Origin of the sequence: Flavobacterium selenitireducens (genome assembly GCF_014748335.1) — a bacterium.
Lineage (GTDB): Bacteria > Bacteroidota > Bacteroidia > Flavobacteriales > Flavobacteriaceae > Flavobacterium > Flavobacterium selenitireducens.
In genome coordinates, this window is sequence record NZ_JAAVIY010000001.1 from 260,374 (window position 1) to 284,403 (window position 24,030).

24 protein-coding genes and 1 tRNA gene are annotated in these 24,030 nt (G+C 47.1%); 13 read left to right on the top strand and 12 right to left on the bottom strand.

Annotated elements, in window-relative coordinates:
- Positions 1-192 precede the first annotated feature (192 nt).
- The 5 genes from HC229_RS01190 (at position 193) to HC229_RS01210 (ending at position 6,252) form a co-directional block, all read left to right on the top strand.
- Entirely contained in the window at positions 193-618 is a 426-nt protein-coding gene (locus tag HC229_RS01190) for a hypothetical protein (RefSeq protein WP_191018607.1), read from the top strand.
- Between the two features lie 206 nt (positions 619-824).
- Entirely contained in the window at positions 825-1,172 is a 348-nt protein-coding gene (locus HC229_RS01195; protein ID WP_191018608.1) for a hypothetical protein, read from the top strand.
- A gap of 208 nt (positions 1,173-1,380) precedes the next feature.
- Entirely contained in the window at positions 1,381-1,851 is a 471-nt protein-coding gene (locus HC229_RS01200; protein WP_191018609.1) for a hypothetical protein, read from the top strand.
- Positions 1,852-1,939: 88 nt separating this feature from the next.
- Complete coding sequence (locus tag HC229_RS01205; RefSeq protein WP_191018610.1) at positions 1,940-4,447, top strand: PIG-L family deacetylase; 2,508 nt, start codon at positions 1,940-1,942, stop codon at positions 4,445-4,447.
- A gap of 104 nt (positions 4,448-4,551) precedes the next feature.
- Positions 4,552-6,252: a sodium:solute symporter gene (locus HC229_RS01210; protein WP_191018611.1), complete on the top strand. Its 1,701-nt coding sequence runs from the start codon at positions 4,552-4,554 to the stop codon at positions 6,250-6,252.
- Between the two features lie 362 nt (positions 6,253-6,614).
- On the opposite strand, the gene HC229_RS01215 is transcribed toward HC229_RS01210, so the two are convergent.
- Positions 6,615-7,466 (bottom strand): DUF2911 domain-containing protein, encoded by an 852-nt coding sequence (locus HC229_RS01215; RefSeq protein ID WP_191018612.1) that lies wholly within the window; start codon positions 7,464-7,466, stop codon positions 6,615-6,617.
- A gap of 132 nt (positions 7,467-7,598) precedes the next feature.
- Between HC229_RS01215 and HC229_RS01220 the strand changes: the two genes are divergently transcribed.
- Together HC229_RS01220 and HC229_RS01225 are read left to right on the top strand one after the other, a co-directional pair.
- Positions 7,599-8,060: an SRPBCC family protein gene (locus tag HC229_RS01220; protein ID WP_191018613.1), complete on the top strand. Its 462-nt coding sequence runs from the start codon at positions 7,599-7,601 to the stop codon at positions 8,058-8,060.
- A 5-nt stretch (positions 8,061-8,065) separates the two neighbouring features.
- Positions 8,066-9,355 (top strand): cryptochrome/photolyase family protein, encoded by a 1,290-nt coding sequence (locus tag HC229_RS01225; RefSeq protein WP_191018614.1) that lies wholly within the window; start codon positions 8,066-8,068, stop codon positions 9,353-9,355.
- Between the two features lie 83 nt (positions 9,356-9,438).
- Here the strand turns inward: HC229_RS01225 and HC229_RS01230 are convergent, their stop codons facing one another.
- The 4 genes from HC229_RS01230 to HC229_RS01245 form a co-directional block, all read right to left on the bottom strand.
- Complete coding sequence (locus HC229_RS01230) at positions 9,439-10,110, bottom strand: HAD family hydrolase (RefSeq protein WP_191018615.1); 672 nt, start codon at positions 10,108-10,110, stop codon at positions 9,439-9,441.
- 74 nt (positions 10,111-10,184) lie between these two features.
- On the bottom strand, positions 10,185-10,904 hold the full coding sequence (locus HC229_RS01235; RefSeq protein WP_191018616.1) for a tRNA threonylcarbamoyladenosine dehydratase: 720 nt from the start codon (positions 10,902-10,904) through the stop codon (positions 10,185-10,187).
- A gap of 106 nt (positions 10,905-11,010) precedes the next feature.
- Complete coding sequence (locus HC229_RS01240; RefSeq protein ID WP_191018617.1) at positions 11,011-11,682, bottom strand: TatD family hydrolase; 672 nt, start codon at positions 11,680-11,682, stop codon at positions 11,011-11,013.
- Entirely contained in the window at positions 11,682-12,281 is a 600-nt protein-coding gene (locus HC229_RS01245; RefSeq protein ID WP_191018618.1) for a DUF1684 domain-containing protein, read from the bottom strand. Before HC229_RS01245 ends, HC229_RS01240 begins: the two co-directional genes overlap by 1 nt.
- A 143-nt stretch (positions 12,282-12,424) precedes the next feature.
- On the opposite strand from HC229_RS01245, the gene HC229_RS01250 reads away from it, so the two are divergent.
- The 3 genes from HC229_RS01250 to HC229_RS01260 all read left to right on the top strand — a co-directional run bounded on the left by HC229_RS01250 (position 12,425) and on the right by HC229_RS01260 (position 15,986).
- Positions 12,425-13,636 (top strand): MDR family MFS transporter, encoded by a 1,212-nt coding sequence (locus tag HC229_RS01250; RefSeq protein WP_191018619.1) that lies wholly within the window; start codon positions 12,425-12,427, stop codon positions 13,634-13,636.
- Positions 13,637-13,779: 143 nt separating this feature from the next.
- Positions 13,780-14,142: a BlaI/MecI/CopY family transcriptional regulator gene (locus HC229_RS01255; RefSeq protein WP_191018620.1), complete on the top strand. Its 363-nt coding sequence runs from the start codon at positions 13,780-13,782 to the stop codon at positions 14,140-14,142.
- A complete protein-coding gene (locus HC229_RS01260; protein ID WP_191018621.1) occupies positions 14,142-15,986 on the top strand; it encodes a M56 family metallopeptidase in 1,845 nt (614 codons plus the stop codon). Before HC229_RS01255 ends, HC229_RS01260 begins: the two co-directional genes overlap by 1 nt.
- A gap of 1,309 nt (positions 15,987-17,295) precedes the next feature.
- Here the strand turns inward: HC229_RS01260 and HC229_RS01265 are convergent.
- Together HC229_RS01265 and HC229_RS01270 are read right to left on the bottom strand one after the other, a co-directional pair.
- Positions 17,296-17,369: transfer RNA gene (locus HC229_RS01265), tRNA-Arg, on the bottom strand.
- A gap of 96 nt (positions 17,370-17,465) precedes the next feature.
- On the bottom strand, positions 17,466-17,606 hold the full coding sequence (locus tag HC229_RS01270; protein ID WP_191018622.1) for an SsrA-binding protein: 141 nt from the start codon (positions 17,604-17,606) through the stop codon (positions 17,466-17,468).
- Positions 17,607-17,672: 66 nt separating this feature from the next.
- On the opposite strand from HC229_RS01270, the gene HC229_RS01275 reads away from it, so the two are divergent.
- Positions 17,673-18,239 carry a pentapeptide repeat-containing protein gene (locus tag HC229_RS01275; RefSeq protein ID WP_191018623.1) on the top strand — a complete coding sequence of 189 codons (567 nt, stop codon included), beginning with the start codon at positions 17,673-17,675 and terminating at the stop codon, positions 18,237-18,239.
- Positions 18,240-18,243: 4 nt separating this feature from the next.
- On the opposite strand, the gene HC229_RS01280 is transcribed toward HC229_RS01275, so the two are convergent.
- Positions 18,244-18,669 (bottom strand): hypothetical protein, encoded by a 426-nt coding sequence (locus HC229_RS01280; RefSeq protein WP_191018624.1) that lies wholly within the window; start codon positions 18,667-18,669, stop codon positions 18,244-18,246.
- Between the two features lie 181 nt (positions 18,670-18,850).
- On the opposite strand from HC229_RS01280, the gene HC229_RS01285 reads away from it, so the two are divergent.
- A complete protein-coding gene (locus HC229_RS01285; RefSeq protein WP_191018625.1) occupies positions 18,851-19,156 on the top strand; it encodes a hypothetical protein in 306 nt (101 codons plus the stop codon).
- A gap of 16 nt (positions 19,157-19,172) precedes the next feature.
- Here HC229_RS01285 and HC229_RS01290 read toward each other — a convergent pair whose 3' ends face one another.
- The 3 genes from HC229_RS01290 to glyA form a co-directional block, all read right to left on the bottom strand.
- Positions 19,173-19,664, bottom strand: coding sequence for a GNAT family N-acetyltransferase (locus tag HC229_RS01290; RefSeq protein ID WP_223845485.1), 492 nt, complete (start codon positions 19,662-19,664; stop codon positions 19,173-19,175).
- A 10-nt stretch (positions 19,665-19,674) separates the two neighbouring features.
- On the bottom strand, positions 19,675-20,268 hold the full coding sequence (gene miaE, locus HC229_RS01295; protein ID WP_191018626.1) for a tRNA-(ms[2]io[6]A)-hydroxylase: 594 nt from the start codon (positions 20,266-20,268) through the stop codon (positions 19,675-19,677).
- A 116-nt stretch (positions 20,269-20,384) separates the two neighbouring features.
- Positions 20,385-21,659 (bottom strand): serine hydroxymethyltransferase, encoded by a 1,275-nt coding sequence (gene glyA / locus HC229_RS01300; protein WP_191018627.1) that lies wholly within the window; start codon positions 21,657-21,659, stop codon positions 20,385-20,387.
- Positions 21,660-21,782: 123 nt separating this feature from the next.
- Here glyA and fahA point away from each other — a divergent pair, with 123 nt between their 5' ends.
- Positions 21,783-23,066, top strand: coding sequence for a fumarylacetoacetase (gene fahA / locus HC229_RS01305; RefSeq protein ID WP_191018628.1), 1,284 nt, complete (start codon positions 21,783-21,785; stop codon positions 23,064-23,066).
- A 59-nt stretch (positions 23,067-23,125) separates the two neighbouring features.
- Here fahA and HC229_RS01310 read toward each other — a convergent pair whose 3' ends face one another.
- A complete protein-coding gene (locus tag HC229_RS01310) occupies positions 23,126-24,013 on the bottom strand; it encodes an alpha/beta hydrolase (protein ID WP_223845486.1) in 888 nt (295 codons plus the stop codon).
- Between the last annotated feature and the right edge of the window lie 17 nt (positions 24,014-24,030).

Below are 24,030 nucleotides of genomic sequence, written 5' to 3' on the forward strand. Positions count from 1 at the left end.
AAACAATCCAAAAAAAGCGTTTCGAGTCACCTGAACCTGCAAACCTTATCATTGCATAAACTTCAAACATTAAAATATAAACTGCATCCAAAACCCTGATAACTCTGCAAAATATGGGATGAAAAGCTGTAAAAAGAAAGACAGTAGACGGGCGTTACTTTGTAATGTAGAAACTCAGAAAAAAGAAATGCCATGAAAACGATAAAATTCCTCTCAATCGCTTTGCTGATCTTCACCGCTAACCTATCGAACGCCCAAAGCCAGTACAGCACCAACGCCGATATCGCAAAAGAATTAGAAGGTATCATTACCGCAGACGACGCATTGAACGTGCGCTACTTCTACTATCCTAACCTCCAGGCGTATTTCGACCGTCAGACCTCGACATACTTGTATTCCAGAAATGGAGAGGATTGGATTGAAAGTTCAAAGTTACCTACCGCCCTAAGAGGCTATTCGATAGCGAACAACAAGCGTGTGGCCTTATCTGATTATAGCGGAGACGAACCGTATGTGCTCGTAAAAGAACACATGAAGAAATTTCCGGCCAACTATTCGGCTAAACGACAACCCAAAAATGACGAAGACAAATCGCCTGACGCGGTTGCAATGCAATAAACCCAAAAACAAAGATTTACCATCAAGGCAGAACAACGTTCTGTCTTTTTTTGTGTTTTATTGTAAGAAAATCTCCTACGAAAACCTCAAATATTGCACTTAAACGTATTTTTTGAGCACTTTATCGATATTTTTGTTAGTTTTGAATCGTTAACCAATCAAACGGCAGGATGATGAATGCAATACAAAAAATCTTCTATTGCGCAATGATCTCAAACACAGTGTTGTCCACAGCGCAAGAAACCCATTCAAACAAAAATCTTATTTTAGACCCGTCGACGAACTGTCATATTCGTTATTATTATTATCCGAATCTGGAAGCGTACTTTGACCGGGAAACAGAGAAGTATATTTTTCGCGATAAAGGGCAATGGAAATCCGAATCTCAAATTCCCAGCGGATATCGCGGTTACGGATTGTTCAACAAGGCTAACATCGCCATCAACGATTACGACGAGGACAACATCACACAGTTTTTGGATGACCACCGCAAAAAATATCCGTACAATTCGCTGCGAAAACTTAAAACGAACAGTACCGCCTCACTCGACTGATCTTGCTCACTAAGCATCGCACAAGCGAACTTGGACAAGGCGGCACCTTATCTGATATCGCTTTAATTTGGACTTCCAATTTTAATCCTAGCTAAAACCTGCCCTAACTAATTGGCCGTCAATATCAAAAAAATTGCTGCAAAAAAGCAAAACCGTTTGGCACGGTCATTGAAACGCGCTTCATGACATTAACCTAAAACGTTACGTTATGAAAACCCTCAAATTTTTCACCCTCGCCATGTTGCTTTCCCTTACTGCAATCACTACTGCACAAGTTTCGGTAAGCGTAAACATAAATGCTCCCGCACCTGCGTGGATCGCCGCTCCGGTTCCAGCCGCCAGGTTTTATTATCTTCCCGACATACAAGTTTATTACGACCGTCCCGCGGCCCAGTTTATCTACCTTCACGGAGGTTCATGGATTCGTTCGCGATCGCTCCCGGCGGCTTACCACGGTTATGACCTCCACCACGGACGCACCGTTTGCCTGACCGATTACCGCGGTCACGCACCTTATGCTTACTACAACACCCACCGCGTGCGATATGCAGGACCGCGCTATCATCAGCCGGTGCGCACCGTATATGTAAAAGAACATCGCGGGCACGGCCATCACAAGCACCACAAGAAACACCACAAGCACAATAAGCATCGCGACCGGGACTGGGGCGACGATTAATTAACGCTGAGACGCCAACAGGCGTCTTTTTTTGTTTGCTGTTATTTAGTACTTTTGGAATCCATCCCAACAACTACACATTCCCACAATGTCCAAACGATTATCTTCTTTTGCTCTCCTTTTGTTTTTCGGATGGCAGTCTGTGATTGCCCAGCCCAAAAAACCCGATGCGGTCGAAATCCATGCTCGTATACAAAAACTGAATTTCCTGGGATCCGTACTTTACATCGCCGCCCACCCGGACGATGAAAATACCCGCCTGATTTCCTGGTTCGCCAATGAGCAGAAAGCACGCACAGCCTACCTTTCTCTCACAAGAGGAGATGGCGGCCAAAACCTGATCGGGCCGGAGTTGCGCGAATTGCTTGGCGTCATCCGCACACAAGAACTCATAGAAGCGCGCAAAATTGACGGAGGCGAGCAATTTTTCTCACGGGCGAATGATTTCGGATATTCAAAAACACCAGAAGAAACGCTCAAAATCTGGGACAAAGACGAAGTGTTGTCCGATGTGGTTTACATGATCCGGAAATTCCGTCCCGACGTTATCGTGAACCGTTTCGATCACCGCACGCCGGGAAGCACTCACGGTCACCACACGGCATCGGCCATGTTGAGCTTGGAGGCTTTTGACTTGGCTGCCAACCCGAAATCGTACCCAGCCCATCTGAAACTGTCGCAAACCTGGCAGCCGAAAAGAATTTACATGAACACATCCTGGTGGTTTTACGGCAGCAAGGAGAAATTCGACAAGGCGGACAAAACCAATCTGGTCGAGCTCGCAACGGGCGTTTATTACGAGTCCGTCGGAAAGTCCAATCAGGAAATCGCCGCGTTGAGCCGCAGCAGCCACAAATCGCAGGGTTTTGGAAATACGGGTGTTCGCGGTGAGGATGCCGAATACCTGGAGTTTCTCAAAGGCGACCGCCCGAAAGACAAAGCAAATCTTTTCGAGGGCATCGATACCTCCTGGAACCGTGTCAAAGGCGGCAAAGCAATCGGGGAAATTTTGGCGAAAGTCGAAAAGGAATTTGATTTTCGCAACCCGTCCGTCAGCATTCCCGATTTGTTGAAAGCATACGAGCTGATGCAAAAACTTACCGATGATCATTGGAAAAAATTGAAATCGGAAGAGGTAAAAGAAGTGATCGCCGCTTGCGCCGGATTGTATCTCGAGGCGGTTTCCTCCGACGTCGAAGCCACGCCGGGATCATCGGTAAAAATTAAGGCCGAAGCCATAAACCGCAGTGAAATCCCGATGACGCTCAACAGCATCACCACGTATCCGCCATCGATGACGACACTTCAGGTAACCGATCTTAAGCCAAACAATAGCAACAACTTCGACCTTTCACTGGACCTTCCGGAAACACTTCGGTTTACCGAGCCATATTGGCTTAGCGAGAAAGGAAGTTTGGGTATGTACAAGGTCAGCGATGCCCAATTGATCGGCAATCCTGATATTTCCAGACAGGTAAAAGTGACCTTCAACATCGGAATTGGAACCGTGAGCATTCCGTTCGAGCGCACCGTGGTTTACAAATACAACGACGATGTAAAAGGCGAAGTGTACGAACCTTTCGACATTGTGCCCGCGGTCACGACGTCCATTTTGGACAAAGTCGCGATTTTCAGCGACGGTAAACCTAAGAAAATAAGCGTCAAAGTGACTTCTGGTAAGAATGCCGTAAAAGGAGACGTTGCGTTGGAATTGCCGAAAGATTGGAAAGTCAGTCCCGCGTCCGCCGAGTTTGAACTTGCCAGAAAAGGGGAATCGACAATCTTGACGTTTGAAGTTTCCCCATCGAGAGAGGCATCCGAAATCAGCGTCAAAAGCGTAGCTACGGTAAACGGACAAAAACTGGACAAGGAACGCGTCGCGATTTCCTATCCGCACATTTCAAAACAACAGGTCATCAAAGCATCCGAAGCCAAGTTCATTCGGCTGGATATCAGGACAGGGAAAGAGAAAATTGCCTACGTGATGGGAGCCGGGGACGAAGTTCCTAATAGTTTGCGACAGATGGGTTACGATGTCGTATTGCTTTCTCCTTTGGAAATTAACGGAGAGCGGCTCAAGGATTTCGATGTCGTGATGACCGGAATCCGCGCTTATAACGTCGTCAAGGAACTGGAATTCAAGCAGTCGGCTTTGCTTGATTTCGTAAAGTCCGGCAAGACGATGATCGTGCAATACAACACGCTCGACGATTTGACCTCGAAGGAAATGTCTCCGTTCAAACTCAGGCTCTCGCGCGACCGCGTTACCGAAGAAGATGCCGAAGTACGCTTTCTCGATCCCAAAAATCCGATCCTTAACTATCCGAATAAAATCACAAGCACCGACTTCGACGGCTGGAAACAGGAAAGAGGACTGTATTATCCTAACGAATGGGACAAAGCATTCACACCTGTCATTTCCGCGAACGACAAAGGAGAAACACCAAAAAACGGAGCGATTTTAGTCGCGAAGTATGGGAACGGACACTACATTTACACCGGATTAAGCTTTTTCCGCGAACTTCCGGAAGGCGTACCGGGCGCATTCAGGCTGATCGCCAATATGATATCGATAGGAAATTCCGAGCAATTATGAGAGAAAAAAACGTCAACGGCTGGAAAAAAAGCTATTCCTGGGTATTGCTGGCCAACGCCGCTTACATCGTGATCTTCTATTTTCTAATGCAAATCTTCTCCTAGATGCACAAAATAGACTGGATCATTCTCTCGGTTACGCTGCTGTTCATCGTGGTTTATGGCGTTTATAAGACGAGAGGCAGTAAAAATGTTGAGGAATATATCCTTGGCGGAAATGAGACGCCCTGGTGGACGGTCGGCCTGTCGGTAATGGCGACACAGGCAAGCGCGATCACGTTTCTTTCCACGCCCGGACAGGCTTATGCCGACGGAATGGGTTTCGTACAGAATTATTTCGGTCTGCCGATCGCAATGGTCGTCATCAGCATTACCTTCATTCCAATCTTCCAAAGGCTCAGGGTTTTCACGGCTTACGAGTATCTCGAACAGCGTTTCGATGTCAAGACGCGTTCACTGGCCGCCATCATTTTCCTCATACAGCGCGGGCTAGGAACCGGCTTTACGATTTACGCACCGGCAATCATCGTTTCCTCCTTGCTCGGCTGGAACCTTACGCTACTCAACATCATCATCGGAATCCTTGTAATTATCTACACGTTTTCGGGAGGGACAAAGGCCGTGAACGTGACCCAAAAACAGCAAATGTTCATCATCATGCTGGGCATGTTCATCGCGTTTTTCCTTATCGTATATTATCTTCCGAACGACATGTCGATCGCAAACGCCATGCATATCGCCGGGGCCAATGATAAGATGAGCATCGTCAACCTGAGTTTCGATCCCGAGGAACGCTATACGCTTTGGAGCGGAATCGCCGGCGGATTCTTCCTGGCCCTCGCCTATTTCGGGACCGATCAAAGCCAGGTAGGTCGGTACCTTTCGGGAAAATCGATACGCGAAAGCCAGATGGGTCTTATCATGAACGGCTTCCTGAAAGTGCCGATGCAGTTTTTTATTTTGTTTACGGGCGTAATGGTCTTCGTTTTCTTCCAGTTCAATCCCGGTCCGCTGAACTTTAATCCGAACAGCAAAACGGTCATCGAAAAATCACAGTATAAAAAGGAATACCGAGATCTTGAAAGTAAATTGGCCACGGTCAACAACGAGAAAAAGGAGATCAACCTGATTTACATCGAGCACCTGAACCAAGGCTACGACAACCCTATTTTAAGGCGACAGCTCGTTTCGCTTTCGAGCCGGGAAACCGATTTGCGCGACCAGGCCAAGGAGCTTATCAAAAAGGCAGATCCGAAGGCGCAACCTAACGACAAAGATTATGTATTCCTTCATTTTATCCTGAATTATCTGCCTCACGGCCTTGTCGGATTATTGCTTGCGATGATTCTTTCGGCGGCTATGTCGAGTACGGCTTCCGGTCTCAGCGCGCTGGCGTCAACAACAGCGATCGACATCTATAAGCGCAACGTCAAAGGCATACGGTCTGAAAAACACTACTTGAACGCCACCAAGTTCTTTACCGTACTTTGGGGATTGATCATCATTTTGTTTGCCTGTTTCAGTGCGCTGTCCGAAAACCTGATCCAGTTGGTCAACATCGTCGGATCTATATTTTACGGAACGGTGCTGGGTATTTTCCTTGTCGGATTCTACATTAAATACGTCCGCGCCAAGGCAATATTTTACGCGGCATGCATTACCCAATTAGCGGTAATCGGCGTATTTTTTTCCCAGACCGTCGCCTATTTGTGGCTGAATTTCATCGGGGCTTTGATGGCGGTTTTGTTGTCGATTTTATTCGAGGCCACGGTCTTCCGCAAGAAAGAGTCGCGTTCGGAGATGTAAACGTCAACGTTAAAAAACAATCATTCGTTGACGCAATTCGCGAATTTAAAATGGCCGTAAAAATAAATCCGGATCGCCAAGACCCGGATTCTATTCTAACCAATTTTCTGTATTTTTCGTCCGTTCGGCTTCACCTCGGGCCGCTAATTGACTAATTATCTAATCGACTAATTATCTAATTGACTAATTATTTCATCCCTTCGGCTTCGCCTCGGGCCGCTAATCGACTAATTATCTAATTGACTAATTATTTCATCCGTTCGGCTTCGCCTCGGGCCGCTAATTGACTAATTATCTAATTGACTAATTCGCTAATTCGCTAATTGACTCATTCGCTAATTATCTAATTATCTAATTCCCAATCAACCCTTACTCCACTCCGCAATACTCTCAGTGTTCATCTTTACGTAATCCTGATTTTTTGCAGCCTGAGCAGCGGCCAATGAAGACTTTGCTGTTTCAACGGCACCTTTTTTGTCGCCCAGCTTTGCTTGGATCAACGATTTTTGGCGTGTTACCCAGAAAGGCTTTTGCGTTTCTTTGTTGAGTTCGATCGCTTTGTTGACATACTGCAACGCCTTGTTCATGTCGCCGTTGGATTGGTACAGATATGTTCCTGCCGAAAAATAATCGTTCCAGCTTGGGCCGTTGAGCGTCTTGTCGATGCTCGCCATAGCGGTTTTTGCCGTCGGAACCTCGAATTTGACGGGAACCAATGTTTTTTCCCACATGATTTCAAGCACTCCGGAATTATTATCGAGGTTGTTGATATCGATCGTGAACGATTCCACGCTGCGGTTCATCTGAAAAGGCTTGGAAGAAGTCTTAAGCGCCACTTTCGACTCGTCCCATGTTTCAGGCGTGCCCCAATTGCTTGTCTCGTTATAAAAAATAACGTCCCATTTATCGACCCTTGGCACCGTGTAAAGCGCATATTTGCCTTTTTTTAGCGTCTTTCCGTCGATTACGATATCTTCACTGAAGCTTACCGTCGTACAATTATTGGCTCCCGTCCTCCAGACTTTTCCGAAAGGAACCAAGTCGCCGTAAACGGTGCGTCCTTTTAGGCTTGGACGTGAATAATCGACCTCCACATCCGTCAGGCCGACCACCTGGGTAATCGTAGCGTGCGGGCTCGAAGCCGGAGTCTTGACCTGCGCCTCAATCGTGTAATTGGCAATGAAAACAGCCAAAGCAATAATAATCTTTTTCATGTTACTTGTTGGTTTTGATACGGTCTCAAAATTACGGAAATGACAAGGGCAATTTGTTAATATTTCTTTAATATAGAGCGCAATTCTGTCTAACGATTTGGCGTGCGAATTAAACAGTCTTATCTTTAATTGATGAAGCTATACCAACTTAAAACCATACAGCAATTTCCTGTCGATCCCGATCGAATATGGGAATTTATCGCAACACCCAAAAACCTGGCGCTGCTGACACCAAAAGCGATGGGCTTTACCACCATTTCGGGAGACGATTCCGAGATGTTTCCCGGACAAATCATCGACTATACGATAACACCTTTATTCGGTATCAAAATGGATTGGGTAACCGAGATCACCCATGTCAAAAGCGGCAGTTATTTCGTGGACGAACAGCGTTTCGGGCCTTACGCTTTCTGGCATCACAAGCATTTCCTGAAGCAGACCGATTCGGGTTGCGAGATGGTCGACGTCATACACTACAAAGTCCCGTTCGGAATTCTCGGCCGGCTTGTGCATCCTTTTTTGGTTCGTCCGAAATTGGAGCAGATATTTGAATTCCGACGCAAGAAATTGATCGAACTTTTCGGAGAAATTTGATGCCCATGAATATTTTCTGGTTCCGACGCGATCTTAGGCTCGACGACAACTGCGGTTTTTTCAACGCCCTTGAAGCTGGCCATGACGTGCTCCCTATCTTTATTTTCGATTCCAACATCCTCGGCGATTTGCCAAAAGACGACCATCGGCTGACGTTTATTCATAACCGGCTCGAAAAGATGCAATCCGAACTAGGGAAACACGATCGGAAACTGGCGACATTCCACGGCGATCCAAAAAAAGTGTTTGCCGAACTGATAGCGAAGCACGAGATTGAAACCGTCTTTACGAACCACGATTACGAACCCTATGCACGGAAACGCGATGAATCGGTTGCGGAACTGTTGCGGCACAACGACGTCAGATTCGCCACGTTCAAGGATCAGGTAATTTTTGAAAAGTCCGAAGTCGTGAAAGACAACGGCGAACCCTATGTCGTCTACACACCATTTTCCAAGCGATGGCTGGAGGAATTCAAAAAAAGCGATCTCGTACATTTCGCTTCCGAAAAAAAGCTTTCGCAAATCGCCTCCCACGATTATCCGTTTTTATCGCTCCCGGACATCGGTTTTACGGAATCCAAACTGCATATCTTCGATTTCCAACTGACGCCCAAAATCGTCAGCGAGTACGAGGACAATCGCAATTTTCCGGCTGTTGAAGGCACTTCCCGAATCAGTCCTTATCTTAGGTTCGGGGCGCTCAGCATCCGAAAAGTCGTTTCGAAAGCAGCCGCGGAAAACAATATTACGTTTCTAAAAGAGTTGATTTGGCGCGAATTCTTCATGCAAATCTTATGGCATTTCCCGCACACGACCACAAAAGCGTTCAAACCTGAGTACGACCGCATCAAATGGCGGCACTCCGAATCGGATTTCGAAAAGTGGTGCAACGGCCAAACCGGTTACCCGATGGTCGACGCCGGCATGCGCGAGCTCAACCAAACGGGTTATATGCACAACCGCGTGCGCCTGGTGGTTTCGAGTTTCCTTTGTAAGCATTTGCTGCTCGACTGGCGTTTGGGCGAAGCGTATTTTGCCGGTAAACTTTTCGATTTCGAGCAGTCGAGCAACGTCGGAAACTGGCAATGGGCCGCCGGGAGTGGCGTAGACGCGGCACCTTACTTTCGGATTTTCAACCCGTCGGAACAATTGAAAAAATTTGACAAAGACCTGAAATACGTCAGAAAATGGATCCCGGAATACGAAAGTTTCGATTATCCTGAACCCATAGTGGACCACAAAGAAGCGCGTGAACGTTGCTTAAAAGTGTACAAAGAGGGTTTGAATCGTTGAATGATCCTGATCGGGTTGCATCACCGTTCCCGAAATTGCGAAGCGTTATCTGCATTCCCCTCAAAATCAGTAAACGGAAGATGCTACGGCATCGTGTGCCCTATCCGCTTTAACATCTCGCTGTCGACCTGGTTAAAATGTTCGATTATGATGTCGGCTTGGGACAAATCCTGGGCTTTGGAATTTTCGCTCACATATCCTATGCAAAACAATCCGGCTGCTTTTGCCGCCCTCACTCCATTGGTGCTGTCCTCGATTACGATGCAGGCCGATTTTTGATGTCCGGACAGTCGCCACGCTTCCACAAAAATCGCAGGATCAGGCTTCGACTTCGGGAAATCCTCTCCGCTCACGATATGGGAAAAATACGGATACAGCCCAAAGCGTGTAAAAACCCTGTCGATGGTCACTTTCGCCGCAGACGATGCCAGAATCAACTGTATGCCGGCCGAATGCAATTCTTTGATCAGGTCTTCAACACCCTCAAGCAGATACAGATCCTTTTTCGTATCGAATGCATTGTTGAACAAACCGCGCTTTACCTGGATCAGATCAGGCGTTTGGGTGTCTATCCCAAAAATGGCCTTGAGTTTTTCGTACACATTTTTAGTCGAATTCCCGGTAAAGCTCGCATAAAGCTCAGGCGAAACGTCAATATTGAGCTGTTTGAAATGTTCGTGATAGGCGTAATGGTGAACCGGTTCGGTGTCGACAATCACGCCGTCCATATCGAAAATGACTGTTTTGATGCCCATGTTGTGTATGCTATGCTGTCGGCACCAAGCCTTGCGACCCTGCCCCGCACCTCATTATTAATTATTAATTGCCATTACCGCTTCAATAACCCGCGTATCACGGTTTCCGCGCAATACAAACCGAACAATCCCGGCATGTAGCTGCTCGTTCCGTAAAACGATTTCTTGAAATTGCTGCCGTCTGTTACACGCAAACTTTCGGGATCCTGGATTTCGGAAGAGAACACGACCTTAATGCCGCGATCGATTTTCGCTTCCCGTTTGAGCCTTTTTTTGATCGCTTTGGCGAAATAGCAATTTTCGGTTTGGGAAATGTCCGCAACCTTGACTTTGTCTGCCCTGAGCTTTCCGCCGGCTCCCATCGCACTGATGATTTTGACCTTCTGGCGCTTTGCCGAAACCATCAGGTTCAGTTTGGGCGTGACGCTGTCGATACAATCCACGACGTAATCGAATTCTTTGGAAACGAGTTCGTAAGCGCGCTCGGGTGACAGAAATTCATTAAGTCTGATAAGTTCGAGTTCAGGGTTGATATCCATGAGGCGATCGCCCATCAAATCGACTTTGGATCGGGCTACCGTAGAATGTAGCGCCGGTAACTGCCTGTTGATGTTGGTAATGTCTACTATGTCGCCGTCGACAATCGTCATTTTGCCGACGCCGGCACGCGCTATGAATTCCGCCGCGAACGAGCCCACGCCACCCAGGCCGACTACAAGTACATTGGCACTTTTAAGTTTTTGCAATCCATCGGATTTGAAGAGCAACTCAGCTCTTTCCTGCCATTTCGCCATTTGTTAGTTTAGTTGATAAGTGGTAGTTGGTAGTTGATAGTTGGTAGTTGATTGTTGATAGTTGATAGTTGATAGTTGATAGTTGTTGGTGTTCCACTAAGGGTTATTAACCTGCGGATTGTTTCGGGAAGGCCATGTTGAACACTTGTTCGAAATTGCGAGAAAGATTTTCCTTGAGTGTCGCCAATTCCACGTTTTTGTAGTTCGCGGCCAACTCATACACTTGCGCAATGCTCTCCTCGGCTGTGTCGGTTTCTAGAAAAAATCGATCGTCAGGGACTGAGACGAGCGCTGTTTTAAGTTCGGGATTGCGAAGCAGCCATTTTCCGAACGAAAGAAAAAATCCGTTGTCGACAAGCGATTTGGCAACCTGTTCGTTTTTTGAAAAGCCATGGATGATCATCGGTACGGAAATTCCCATGCGTTTCCTGGTCTCGATCACTTCCTGATAGGCCGCCACACAATGGACGGTAACGGGCTTCCTGAATTTCTCGGCGAGCAGCAATTGGACTTCGAACACTTCAAGCTGCAGCTCAAGGGGAACCTCGATGCGTTTGTCCAATCCGCACTCTCCTATCGCAAGACATTTGCCGTCCGACAATTTAGACTCGAGAAACGCAAGGTCAGATTGAAGGCGGTTTTCATTTATACGCCACGGATGCACGCCTATCGAAAAATACGCTATAGATTCGTCGAACGCGTCAGGATACTGGTTCACGAGCTCGAGAACATCGGGATTGCCGGTTTGCACATGGGTGTGAAGGTTCAGGTATCGCATCAGTCATGAAATTTTTTGACACCTGCCTCAATAGCCGCTTTCAGGTCATTCTCGAGCGGAACGATTGGACACGAATACTTGTAATTGTAAGCACAATACGGATTGTACGCCCGGTTGAAATCAATGACGATTTTGTCCGAAAGCGGAACCCTCATATCGATATAGCGTCCGCCAACGTAGGTTTCCTTGCCGCTCGTCTCATCGGAAAACGGCAAAAACAAATGATCTTCGTAACCTTCTTTTTTGACGAGTTCGATGTTGCGGTACACATTGAGTTGGTGGCTTTTGCCGTCGAGATCGAAGTGCAATTCGCCATACTTGACATACATCGGACGGCGGTCTCCCGTGGTCTTCATCCCAAACGGCTTCTGTTTTTGGGACTTTACGAATTTTGCCTCTACGATAAATTTTTCGTTTACAGGGTAAAAGTCGAGGCCACTGAAGGTTTTCAAGTCTTGTTCGGGCAAAGGCGATTTCGTTGGATCGGCGTATTCCTTGTTGAGCTGTTTCTGATAGTCGGACGCCGCTGCAATGTCGAATTTTGGTTGGGCCAATCCGCTAAAGGCGATCAACAGCAGGCAAAACGGGACGAATTTCATAATCGCTTTTTTGCAAAAGTAAAAAATTGACGAAGTTCCAACGCTATTTTCCTCGCGAATGACGCAAAATGATGCGGGCGCAGCGACAATTTCGTCCATATTCCATCCCGATCTTGCTTAACTTTACCGCGCAAGCCAACACTATGATTCAAGCCGCACTGCTTCGATATATCAACAACTTTCGCGGATTCTCCCGAGAGATCTGGATATTGGCGATTGTCACGTTTGTGAACCGGGCGGGGACGATGGTGTTGCCGTTCCTTAGCAAATACATGTACGAAGACCTGAAATTCAGTTATGAACAGGTAGGATGGGTCATGGTTTGGTTCGGATTGGGTTCTGCCATCGGATCGTGGCTTGGCGGCAAACTAGCCGATAAAATTGGCTTCTACAAAGTAATGGTAGGCAGCCTGCTTACGAGCGGATGCCTGTTCTTTGCGATCCAATATGCCCAGAGCTTTCACTCGCTGTGCATTGCGATGTTCGGCATCATGGTCATAGCCGATATGTTCCGGCCGGCAATGTTCGTTTCTATAGGAACCTACGCCAAACCGGAAAACCGCGTAAGAGCGTTCACGTTAGTGCGACTTGCGGTAAATCTCGGCTTTGCCGCCGGACCCGCCATGGGAGGCCTAATCATAACCAAAATCGGGTACCAAGGGCTTTTTTGGGCCGATGGGACGACCTGTATCATTTCCATCCTGGCTTTTACGATCCTGGTCAAGGAACGCAAAAAAATTCTTTCCGAATCGAATCACGCGATCGCACCGGCTTCGTTTCCGATATGGAAAGACAAACCGTTCCTGATTTTCCTGTTCGTGAGCTTTCTGGTCTCAATGGTATTTTTCCAGCTTCTGACCACAATCCCGCTTTACCATCGCGAACGATACGGACTCAACGAGCTGCAAACGGGACTGTTGCTCACCCTCAACGGCTTGCTTGTATTTTTTCTTGAGATGCCTGTCGTGGGCTATTGCGAACGCAAGAACATCGACAAACTACGGCCGATATTTGTCGGATCTGTCTGTATGGCGTTGTCGTTCGCGGCCCTTATGTTCGAGAGCTGGTCTGGCGTGTTGGTGATCAACATTGTGTTTCTGTCATTGGGAGAGATTTTCGCGTTCCCGTTTTCGAACGGATTCGCCCAGAACCGGGCACCGAAACACAAGATGGGCGTCTACATGGGATTATTCACGATGATGTTCAGCCTGGCTCATATGTTCAGTTCCAAAATCGGGATGGCATTCATCTCCGGCTTCGGTTACTTCGTCAACTGGTGCGTCATGGGCGGCTTCAGTCTTCTATCGTGTTTGCTGACGCTTTACGTGATCAAGCTCGTCCGGGACGAAAACTGATCGCAACCGATCAATCGTCTCAAGTTCAACATCCTTAAATTATCGTTAAATAACTAAAAAAATAGTTTGCAAACTAAAATTATAGTTGTAGGTTTGGATTGAGGTTGGAAACACTTCTACCTTCACTAATCGACAATATCGTAATGCAAAAACTGACCAACAAAGAAGAAGAGATCATGCACGTGCTTTGGAAACTCGAAAAAGCGTTCGTAAAAGACGTCATGGCAGAGATGAAAGACGAGAATCCGCACTATAACACGCTTTCGACTATAATCCGGAATTTGGAGGAAAAGGGATATGTTTCCCACACCGCTTATGGGAACACCCACCAATATTTCCCGAAAATCAAGAAGGAAGAATATCGCAAAGGCTTCATGAAAAATGCAATAGACAATTATTTCAACAGTTCGTATAAAAACATGGTGTCGATGTTTGCCAAGGAAGAAAAAATCTCTGCGGACGAATTGCGCGAAATCCTGGAAACGATCGAAAAACGCGGAAAGTGATGGAAACCCTGGCTTTGTATCTGGTAAAATCGGCGGCCTTGATGGCCATGTTCCTTGGCGCTTACCACGTTTTTCTTAAACGCGAGACGTTTTTTAGAAGCAACAGGTGGTACCTTTTGGCCGGCTTGGCAACTTCGATTGTTTTGCCTTTGGTAACTTTTAAGAAAGTTGTTTTTGTGGAAGCGCCTCCTGTGGTTTTTGATGAACCGGCCGCACCGATGCAAACCCTGGCACTTTCTGAGGTGGATGCTCCCGTAGTGGCTTACACCGCATTGCCTGAACCTGCGTCAGAGGTCAATTGGACATACGTGTTATTGGTAGTTTATGCGTCCGTTGCGCTGATTTTGGCGATACAGTTCATACGCGATTTCATATCGTTGAGGAAGTTGCTCAAAGGGAAAGCGATCCAATTGCGCTCCGGCTACAAGTTTGTCGACGTGCCGGAAAACGTCGCTCCTTTTTCGTACTTCAATTACATCGTATACAATTCTACAATGTTCAGCCACGACGAACTCATCAACATACTCGAGCACGAAAAAGTACACAGCCTGCAAAAACATACGCTCGACGTTCTTTTTTCGCGGATCATCTGCATTCTTTTCTGGTGGAATCCTGTGGTTTGGTTCTATAAAAAGGCCATCGTCCAAAACCTCGAATTCATCGCCGACAGCGAGGCCGCCAAGCGAATCCCGGATATCAAGGCCTATCAATTCACGCTCCTAAAAATAACCACGCATACGAATTGCGTGTCGATTACCAATCATTTCTTTCAATCATTAATCAAAAAACGAATCGTTATGCTTAACAAAAATCAATCGAGCAAGTGGAATTCCTACAAATATTTGCTCATCGTTCCCGCATTGGCGGCGTTCATGGTGTATTTCCAGGTCAAGGTAATTGCCCAGGAGAAACACTCGGACGCATTGTTCTTCAAGGGGGCGCAAGAAGGCGTGGAAGTCGTCGTAGACAAGAACACGACCGACGCACAACTCAAGCAACATGCCGAAGCACTTAAGAAAACCCATGGCATCAAGCTAAAATTCTCTAAAGTAAAGCGGAATTCGGCCGGAGAAATCGTGTCGATCAAAGCAGAATTCAAAGACGAGAACGGCAAAAAAGGCAGCACTATGGTCAGCGGCGACAAAGCGATCGAACCCATCCGGTTTTTCAAGACCGCCAACAACATCGGATTTGGGAATGCCGGAAACGGGAGCTGGGCACGCAATATGCGTTTCAACCGCAACGGAGATGAAAAACATTTCTCGATTTCCACAGCTAACGGAGACCACGTCGTAGCCGTTGGGGAACCATTTGAATTCGACGGAGACAGCTCGGAAAATCGCGTTTTGGTCAGGACGATCAAAAACGGAAAACAACAAGTGGTCGTAAACGGAAACGTGGTTTCGGATATTCAAATAGGCGATGGTGACGACATCGAAACCGGCACTGTCGAAATCAGCACGACAAAAGACGAAGACGGTGGCGGATCGATATTCATCAATGGCCAAAAGGTTTTTTCGTCAGATGACGTTTCCAACTGGGCCGAATTCGGTCTAGGTGAAGCTGAAAAAGCCCTTTCGGAGGTCGACATGCGCGAGGCACGAGAAGAAATTCGCCAGGCAATGGCCGAAGCCAGACGCCACCGTAGCGAATCACGCCTCCATCGCTCTGAGGCTCGCCTGGCAGCTAAAAAATATTCCCGTGAAGACCAACTTTCACAAATGGAGCAAATGAAAGCCGAACTCGAGCAAACCAAAGCTGAAATTGAAAAGGCTAGAGTCGAGATCGCCAAGATGCAATCGGATCTCAAAAAGGAAAGAGCCGCCACTAAGAAAAAGAAATAATATCCAGAGTTAGTTTAAAATCCCGTCGTTTTCGCGGGATTTTTTTTGGCGTGTCGGTTGCCACGTCATGCTGCGTCGTTGGCGACCGCGGTATCGCAACCGCCGGGCTCTTCGCTGTATCTTTTGGGGCTCCGCTGCGCTGCGCCCCAAAAGGATGCCGCTGCGATCCCTCACGCATTGGGCAATCCGAAAAAAATGTCCGCATTCCCGCACCCACCCAAGCCAAATTTATCGCTTTTTTTAAAACGTCACTTACAGTAAAACTGCCTAAATCGTTAAAAAACCCGATCCCGACTGCCGCCCAGTCTCCACTTCTTTTCAGGAAAAAGACCAATCGCTTCTACCAATGTTTCATCCGGATAAACCAGCCGCCGAACGCTCAAAGATGTTTGGATTTTCGTTATCCAATCAAAATCCACTTTCAGCTTGGCTTGATTTGTCCGCAACCTCGACCAAACTGTTTCATAATCTAAAGTAAGCTCTGTTTTGGGAAAGAAAATGCATTAGCTGTATCTCTTCTACTCGTCATTCGGTGGTTCGTTGCTCCTAAGATTAAGAAAAATGACGTTTTCTCCCTTGAGTCAAGTTACCGGATTACTTCGTGATCTAAAATGAACTCCGTTCTGAAAGAGGAAAAACGAATTGTGTTCTCTTTATTGATCAGTTGATGGGAACGTTGCTCCTAAGATTTGGAAAAAATATCGTTATCTCCTTTGACTCAAGTTACTGGATTACTTCGTGATCTAAAATGAGCCCCGTTCTGAGAGAGGAAACGAATTGAATTTCTCTTTATTAGTCGGTTGATGGAAACGTCGCTTCTAAGATTTGGAAAAAATAGTGTTATCTCCTTTGAGTTAAGTTCCTGGATTACTTCGTGATCTAAAATGAGCCCCGTTCTGAAAGAGGAAACGAATTGTATTTCTCTTTATTAGTCGGTTGATGAAAACGTTGCTTCTAAGATTTGCAAAAAATAATGTTATCTCCTTTGAGTCAAGTTACTGGATTATTTCGTGATCCAGAATGAGCTCCGTTCTGAAAGAGGAAAAACGAATTGCGTTCTCTTTTAATCGTCATTCGGTGGATTACATTGCTCCTAAGATTTGGAAAAAATATCGTTATCTCCTTTGACTCAAGTTACTGGATTACGTCGTGATCCAGAATGAGCTCCGTTCTGAGAAAAGAAAAACCAATCGCCCTTGGCGATGTGTTTTTGTTTGTTGAAAAAAACGCTTCAAAAGCTGAAGGGCTTTCGACGTTTTTTTCAACAAACAAAAAACCCGCTCTATGAGCGGGTTTTTCTTTTCATCCGTGACCTCGACTGGATTCAAACCAGTAACCTTCTGAGCCGTAATCAGATGCGCTATTCAGTTGCGCCACGAGGCCTTTTGTTTTGCGATAGTGCGTTACTGCCTTATTGCGGGTGCAAATATAGTACTGAAATCTTTATTTGCAACACTTTTTTGAAGAAAAATCGCAACTTTATTTCAATGCTCTGGTTGTCACATAATAACGCCATCCCAAAAGTGCCTTCTGGAATTTGCTCGCTTTTGCAAGGTCGATATGTCGTCGCGAAAGGCTCGGCAGCAGCCATTTGTTGAGTTGCGCTAACAGTTTGAACATAATGCAGATAATTAAAATTTGTCTAAAATTTACGAAAAATGCGGACATTTGCCAACATTCTGTTTTATGATCCGATACCACTCCAACCAAAAGTTCATCCAAATCTTCAGCAAGGACGAAATCATGTACTCCGATTTCGAAAACTGTACATTTGACGCCTGTGATTTCACTTCGTGCGATTTTACCGGAGTTGCCTTTATCGATTGCCGGTTCAACGATTGCAACTTTGAGGCGGCCAGAATCAACTATGTTGCCCTTAGGGGCGCACATTTCTACGGCTGTGATTTTACCGATGTCAATTTCGCAATGGTCGACCGCTTGTTGTTTGACGTCAGCTTTACCGATTGCACGCTCGACCGCACCAAATTCTATACACTGAAACTCCAAAAGACGCAGTTCACGAATTGTAGCATCATCGCATCCGACTTTATGGCTGCGGATATCTCCGACTCCGTGTTTCATCTTTGCAATCTCCACAAAAGCCTGTTTTCGGATACTATCGCAATCCGCACCGACTTCCTGACGAGTTTTAACTACACAATGGATCCTCAAAAGAACAAACTGAAAAAAGCCATCTTTTCAAAAGACGGTGTGTCCGGTTTGCTTGCGCATCACGAAATAATAGTGAAGTAACAGATCAATCCTGTTTGAGGTAAAGCGTCCAGTCGCTGTTCATTTCGATTTCCACATCATGGGTTTGCGCATCCTCCCTAGCGAGCTCCACCTCAAGATGTCGGTGCGTCTTGCTCTCAAAAGTCTCGACAAATTCCTTCACCAAATGATCGGTATTGCTCCGGGACTCCACGAGCACATAAGGATTGTGATGGATCACAAGGCTCGCAAAAACACTGTCCTCGTATTCCGTAGCCGGTGAATCGAGGTGGTGGATCCCGATAGGATCCGCTTTATACCCGATATATTCGACGCTGACATCGTGTTTTTTCACTACCGAAAGCAACGTCAGGATGGCGCTCTGCCGAAATTGTTCCCTACTTGCAGACGGCGGAGTTTCTATCGTCGCGTTAAATGTAATGTTTAAGCTGAAAGTCGAGGGCGTAGCCATGATAAGGAGTTTTGGGGGTGCTTCTTATTGCAAAGTGACGACTTTTTGTAATCCACAGACTTACATTTTTAATCGTAAGAGTTGTAGTTTCCCCATTACGCTCACTGAAAATCAAATATTTAAGTTAAAATCGCTGTTTTGCCTGATCGCACCGACAGGATTCCGTACCTTAAGAATAAAAATGAAATTACTGCTGTCACTGTTTTTCGTCTTCACCTCCGTCGCGCTTTCGGCTCAGGAAACCCGTAAGTCCCAGAATCGGAAAGCCACTACCGAGACGAATGTTAAGTCTGATAATTCAAAGAAAGCATCATCCAAAACGAAGAAAAAAGAGACTCGGGCGAGAGCCGGCAAGACCGATCCAAACGAAAAAGGATCGGGACTAACGATTCCTGCGGTTGACCAGCCAAATCTCGATGCACGTCCGAATCCCGCTGCGACGGTTCCGTCTACTGTGAATCCTGCTGACATGCGTCCGACGCCTTGATCCGGAAGGCGTATCGCTACAACCTTTTACCCATCACGTAGTCTTCCATAAGGTAGCCGTTGCCAATTGCAATGTCAACGGTTTCCAAAATTTCAAAGCCGAGGCGCTCATAGAAATGTAACGCCTTATTGTTGCGGTTCACATTGAGCGTGATTTGTTCAGATCCGGAATCGATTGCCGCACGCTGCATGGATTCCATCAAAAGCCGTCCGATATTCCTTCCCTGAGCCTCGGGCAACACGTAAATTTTATGGATATGGGTGCGGTTCTCGTTTTTGTAGCGATGTTCTAATCCGCCAAAGCCGAAATACTCCCCGTTTTCTTCGGCAACGATAAAATGCACGCCGTCATCCAAATTTTGGTTGAGCGCCTCGACGGAATACATCATGTCCAACATATACGCCAGCTGTTCCTTTGACAATATCCCGCTGTAAGTCACGGGCCAGGTGCGATGCGCAATGGATCGGATAACGTTCAATTCGTTCGCAAAAGCCTTTTTTATAACCATCAGATAAAAACTATCCGTGAATATTTTCTTTCTTGCCGTAACGGGCGATGATCGTCGCTTCGTGTTCAAGCCATTCCCTCCAACGCTTTTCCACATCTACGTTTCCGCCGTATCGTCGCGCATAGGTAATGAAAGTAGTGTAATGGCCGGCTTCGCTTTCCATGAGTTCGCGGTAAAATAACGCCAACTCGGCATCCCGTACATTTTCTGAAAGCACTTTGAAACGTTCGCAACTGCGCGCTTCTATCATGGCCGAAAACAACATCCGCTCGACGAATCCTTTTTCCCGACTGCCATCCGCATTGGCTTTCATGTATTTGGCAAGTTCGCCTACATAATCGTCTTTGCGTTCACGCCCGAGTTTGTACCCACGTTTTTTGATGATGTCGTGCACCATTTGGAAATGACTGATTTCCTCCTGTGCAAGCTGGAGCATATCCGTTACCAAATCCTCGTGTTCCGAGTTCAGCGCAATGATCGTGATGGCGTTCGTCGCTGCTTTTTGCTCGCACCAGGCGTGATCGGTGAGGATTTCCTCGATGTTGGATTCGGCGAGTTCGACCCAACGCGGATCGGTGGGCAATTGAAGGCGGAAAGTAGACATAAAAACGGGATTTGATGATGTATTCATGTGTTGATCCGACGCTTATCCAAGCAAACGAATCAATATCCGATGAGCAGCCAAATAAGATGGATCGCCGCGGAATGAATGGACAAAAATTAGAAAACAAATATCGCCCTCTCGCTCATCATCCCGTTAACTTCCTCGCCAACCTGAGCGATTACGGCTTCATCGTTGATGTTCGAAAGTACGCGGTCGATAAGTTCTACGACTTTTTCCATGTCAGATTCCACGAGACCGCGCGTTGTGATGGCCGGCGTCCCAACCCGGATTCCCGATGTCGTGAACGGCGATTTGTCATCGAACGGCACCATGTTCTTGTTGACGGTGATTTCGGCTTTTACCAAAGCGTTTTCGGCTTCTTTTCCGGTAATGCCTTTGTTGCGCAGGTCGATAAGCATCATATGGTTGTCGGTACCGCCGGAAATGATGTCGTAGCCCCGGCTCACGAATGCTTCGGCCATCGCTTTTGCGTTCTTCTGCAATTGCATGGCGTATTGGAAGAATTCATCGGTCAACGCTTCCCCGAACGCCACCGCTTTCGCTGCGATGATATGCATCAACGGCCCGCCTTGCGTTCCCGGAAAAACAGAAAGATCGAGCAAAGAGGACATCATCCTTGTCTCCCCTTTCGGGCCTTTTATTCCCCATGGATTTTCAAAGTCTTTGCCCATCAGGATCATGCCTCCCCTAGGTCCGCGCAGGGTTTTGTGCGTCGTGGTGGTTACGATATGGCAATGCGGGATCGGATCGTTCATCAAACCTTTGGCGATAAGCCCGGCCGGGTGCGAAATGTCGGCGAGAAGCAATGCCCCGACGCTGTCCGCAATGACGCGGAAACGCTCGAAATCCATGTCGCGCGAATAAGCCGAAGCTCCGGCGATAATCATTTTAGGTTGCTCTTTGGTGGCGATTTCCTGGATTTTGTCGTAGTCGAAACGCCCTGTTTCCTTCTCTACTCCGTAGAACGAGGTGTCGTATAATTTCCCGGAGAAATTGACCGGTGAACCGTGAGTCAGGTGGCCTCCGTGCGATAAGTCAAAACCGAGTATTTTGTCGCCAGGTTTCAGGCAGGCCGCGAAAACCGCCGTATTGGCCTGAGATCCCGAATGTGGCTGGACATTGGCATATTCGGCTCCGAAAAGCGCTTTGGCACGGTCGATGGCGATTTGCTCGACGATATCCACCACTTCGCAACCTCCGTAATATCGTTTGCCGGGATAACCCTCGGCATATTTATTCGTCAAACACGAACCTGCGGCTTCCATGACCTGGTCGCTCACAAAATTCTCTGATGCGATGAGTTCCAATCCGTGAATTTGCCTGTCCTGTTCGTCTAGAATCAAATCAAAAATTTCCTGGTCGTTGCGCATGTTGTAAATTTTAGTTAAAGTGAGCCCAAAAGTACAAATAACGTTTGGTAAAATGAATGTTAATTCTAAATTTGATTGCCCAATTTTAACAAACCCAAGCAAGCAAAAACCATACGAAAAACTATGCTTATAACAGCTAATGACCCGAATAGGAATTCCTGGCTCGATGTTGCCGAACACAGCGATTTTCCCTTACAGAACATACCTTTCGGCGTATTCCTGACCAGGGAACACGTCGTGACGATAGGGACCCGCATAGGCGATTATGCGATCGACCTCGGGGCACTTCAGCAGCTCGATTATTTCGCCGGGATCGAGCTTACCGATGACATGTTCATGCAGGATACGCTCAACGATTTCATATCGGACGGACACAAAACCTGGAGGCTCGTGCGCAATCGCATAGCCGATATTTTCGACGCCGAAAATCCAAACCTGCGCGACAACGAATCCCATCGCGACACGGTAATTTTCAACATTGCGGATGTGGAGATGCAACTTCCGGTACTCATTGGCGATTATACTGATTTTTATTCAAGCCGCGAGCATGCCACGAATGTAGGTAAGATGTTCCGCGATCCTGAAAACGCCTTGTTGCCAAACTGGCTTCACATTCCCGTCGGATACCACGGACGCAGCTCGACGATCGTACCGTCCGGCATTCCGGTTCACCGGCCAATGGGCCAAACGCTTCCAAACGGAGAAACCACGCCGGTTTTTGGACCTTCGCGTCTTGTCGATTTTGAATTGGAGACCGGCTTCATCACTACCGACGCCAACATCATGGGAGAAAATATTCCCGTTCACGAAGCCGAAGAGCACATTTTCGGGATGGTCCTGCTCAACGACTGGAGCGCGCGCGATATCCAAAAATGGGAATACGTACCGCTTGGGCCGTTCCTCGCCAAAAATTTCGCCACTTCGATCTCGCCCTGGATCGTGACAATGGACGCCCTCGAACCGTTCCGCACGAAAGGTCCGAAACAAAACCCGATGCCGCTTCCCTACCTTCAGCAAAAAGGAAAACACGCTTTCGATATCTGCCTAGAAGTTTCGATCCAACCCGAAAATGCACAGGAAACGATCGTTTCCAGGTCTAATTTCAAGCATATGTATTGGAGCATGAGCCAACAACTCGCGCATCATACTTCAAACGGTTGCCGCGTCAATTCCGGTGATTTGATGGGATCGGGAACGATTTCCGGGCCTACCGAGGATAGTTTCGGCTCCATGCTCGAACTCACCTGGGGCGGCAAGAATCCGATAAAGCTTGACGATGGTTCGGAACGCAAATTCATAAACGACAACGATACGGTGATCATGCGCGGCTATTGCAAGAATGCCGATGTCCGCATCGGTTTTGGCGAGGTGAGCAGCAAATTGCTTCCGCCTTTCGCAAGAAGTTGACAAGACAGCACTTTCCGTGTACATTAAACCGCAATTACAGCTACGGCCGTCGTTGCGGTTTACTTTTTCAAGCAGGCGTTGTAGCGCTCCGAAATAAGTTTCGCGACCCGCTCAGGATCCTGGTAGTAAATGCCGTGGGAATACTTCGGCAGTAACAACATCTTGCTCCCGTCGCTGTCTTTGATCAAATCGGCATAATGAAGAATGCGCAAATCATCGTATTCCTTCCACCAAGGTTTGAAATTAATCCCTAGTTTGAGTTTTTCATTCATCTCCTCATCCGGTCGCTCGATGTGTTTATTATAGGAGATGATGACTGTCGCCCCAATATTTCGGTCGAGACGCGGCAAATCCCGATATTCGCTGAAATATCCTTTCGACAACGCCGACAACGCCCGTGCCGCGTCAGCCCTTGTGCCATCTGCAAATTCTGTATTGTTTGACATTGTCTTCATGATGATACTGGAAAGCTGTCGATAACCGGTACCGCTTCCCGAATTCCGTTTCGCGTTTTCGTCCTCTTCGTCAGACAGCATAAAGTCGGTCGGATCAGAAAAGACGAGCCCGCAAACTTCTTCCGGATATTTCGAGGCGAACAACCTGATGTAAGGCCCGCCAATCGAATGGCCAACCAATAGATATGGCGGTTTAATAGCCAACGCAGACAACAGGCTGTGGAGGCGTTCGACCAGGCGGGAATCCGAAATAATCGTGGAATCAGGTTCAGATTGCCCGATTCCGTTCCGTTCGTATTGAAAACTCGCGATGTCGGGCGGCAGAAACGGAAGCACAGGATCGAACGTTCCGCCTCCCAAACCGGACTCGAACACCAAAATGGGCGCTCCGTTTTTCCTGTTTTCGATATTGACCGTCTTGAATCCCATCATTTTGCCGTTTACCGATACCGTGCCGCTGTGGCTTTTTTGCGCCTGTACGGATATCGCCATGGCAACTAAGTACCAAA

Coding starts and splice junctions, on each gene's coding strand:
- HC229_RS01190 (WP_191018607.1), top strand. CDS start 193: ATGAAAACGATAAAATTCCTCTCAATCGCTTTGCTGATCTTCACCGCT.
- HC229_RS01195 (WP_191018608.1), top strand. CDS start 825: ATGATCTCAAACACAGTGTTGTCCACAGCGCAAGAAACCCATTCAAAC.
- HC229_RS01200 (WP_191018609.1), top strand. CDS start 1,381: ATGAAAACCCTCAAATTTTTCACCCTCGCCATGTTGCTTTCCCTTACT.
- HC229_RS01205 (WP_191018610.1), top strand. CDS start 1,940: ATGTCCAAACGATTATCTTCTTTTGCTCTCCTTTTGTTTTTCGGATGG.
- HC229_RS01210 (WP_191018611.1), top strand. CDS start 4,552: ATGCACAAAATAGACTGGATCATTCTCTCGGTTACGCTGCTGTTCATC.
- HC229_RS01215 (WP_191018612.1), bottom strand. CDS start 7,466: ATGAAAAAGATTATTATTGCTTTGGCTGTTTTCATTGCCAATTACACG.
- HC229_RS01220 (WP_191018613.1), top strand. CDS start 7,599: ATGAAGCTATACCAACTTAAAACCATACAGCAATTTCCTGTCGATCCC.
- HC229_RS01225 (WP_191018614.1), top strand. CDS start 8,066: ATGAATATTTTCTGGTTCCGACGCGATCTTAGGCTCGACGACAACTGC.
- HC229_RS01230 (WP_191018615.1), bottom strand. CDS start 10,110: ATGGGCATCAAAACAGTCATTTTCGATATGGACGGCGTGATTGTCGAC.
- HC229_RS01235 (WP_191018616.1), bottom strand. CDS start 10,904: ATGGCGAAATGGCAGGAAAGAGCTGAGTTGCTCTTCAAATCCGATGGA.
- HC229_RS01240 (WP_191018617.1), bottom strand. CDS start 11,682: ATGCGATACCTGAACCTTCACACCCATGTGCAAACCGGCAATCCCGAT.
- HC229_RS01245 (WP_191018618.1), bottom strand. CDS start 12,281: ATGAAATTCGTCCCGTTTTGCCTGCTGTTGATCGCCTTTAGCGGATTG.
- HC229_RS01250 (WP_191018619.1), top strand. CDS start 12,425: ATGATTCAAGCCGCACTGCTTCGATATATCAACAACTTTCGCGGATTC.
- HC229_RS01255 (WP_191018620.1), top strand. CDS start 13,780: ATGCAAAAACTGACCAACAAAGAAGAAGAGATCATGCACGTGCTTTGG.
- HC229_RS01260 (WP_191018621.1), top strand. CDS start 14,142: ATGGAAACCCTGGCTTTGTATCTGGTAAAATCGGCGGCCTTGATGGCC.
- HC229_RS01270 (WP_191018622.1), bottom strand. CDS start 17,606: ATGTTCAAACTGTTAGCGCAACTCAACAAATGGCTGCTGCCGAGCCTT.
- HC229_RS01275 (WP_191018623.1), top strand. CDS start 17,673: ATGATCCGATACCACTCCAACCAAAAGTTCATCCAAATCTTCAGCAAG.
- HC229_RS01280 (WP_191018624.1), bottom strand. CDS start 18,669: ATGGCTACGCCCTCGACTTTCAGCTTAAACATTACATTTAACGCGACG.
- HC229_RS01285 (WP_191018625.1), top strand. CDS start 18,851: ATGAAATTACTGCTGTCACTGTTTTTCGTCTTCACCTCCGTCGCGCTT.
- HC229_RS01290 (WP_223845485.1), bottom strand. CDS start 19,664: ATGGTTATAAAAAAGGCTTTTGCGAACGAATTGAACGTTATCCGATCC.
- miaE (WP_191018626.1), bottom strand. CDS start 20,268: ATGTCTACTTTCCGCCTTCAATTGCCCACCGATCCGCGTTGGGTCGAA.
- glyA (WP_191018627.1), bottom strand. CDS start 21,659: ATGCGCAACGACCAGGAAATTTTTGATTTGATTCTAGACGAACAGGAC.
- fahA (WP_191018628.1), top strand. CDS start 21,783: ATGCTTATAACAGCTAATGACCCGAATAGGAATTCCTGGCTCGATGTT.
- HC229_RS01310 (WP_223845486.1), bottom strand. CDS start 24,013: ATGGCGATATCCGTACAGGCGCAAAAAAGCCACAGCGGCACGGTATCG.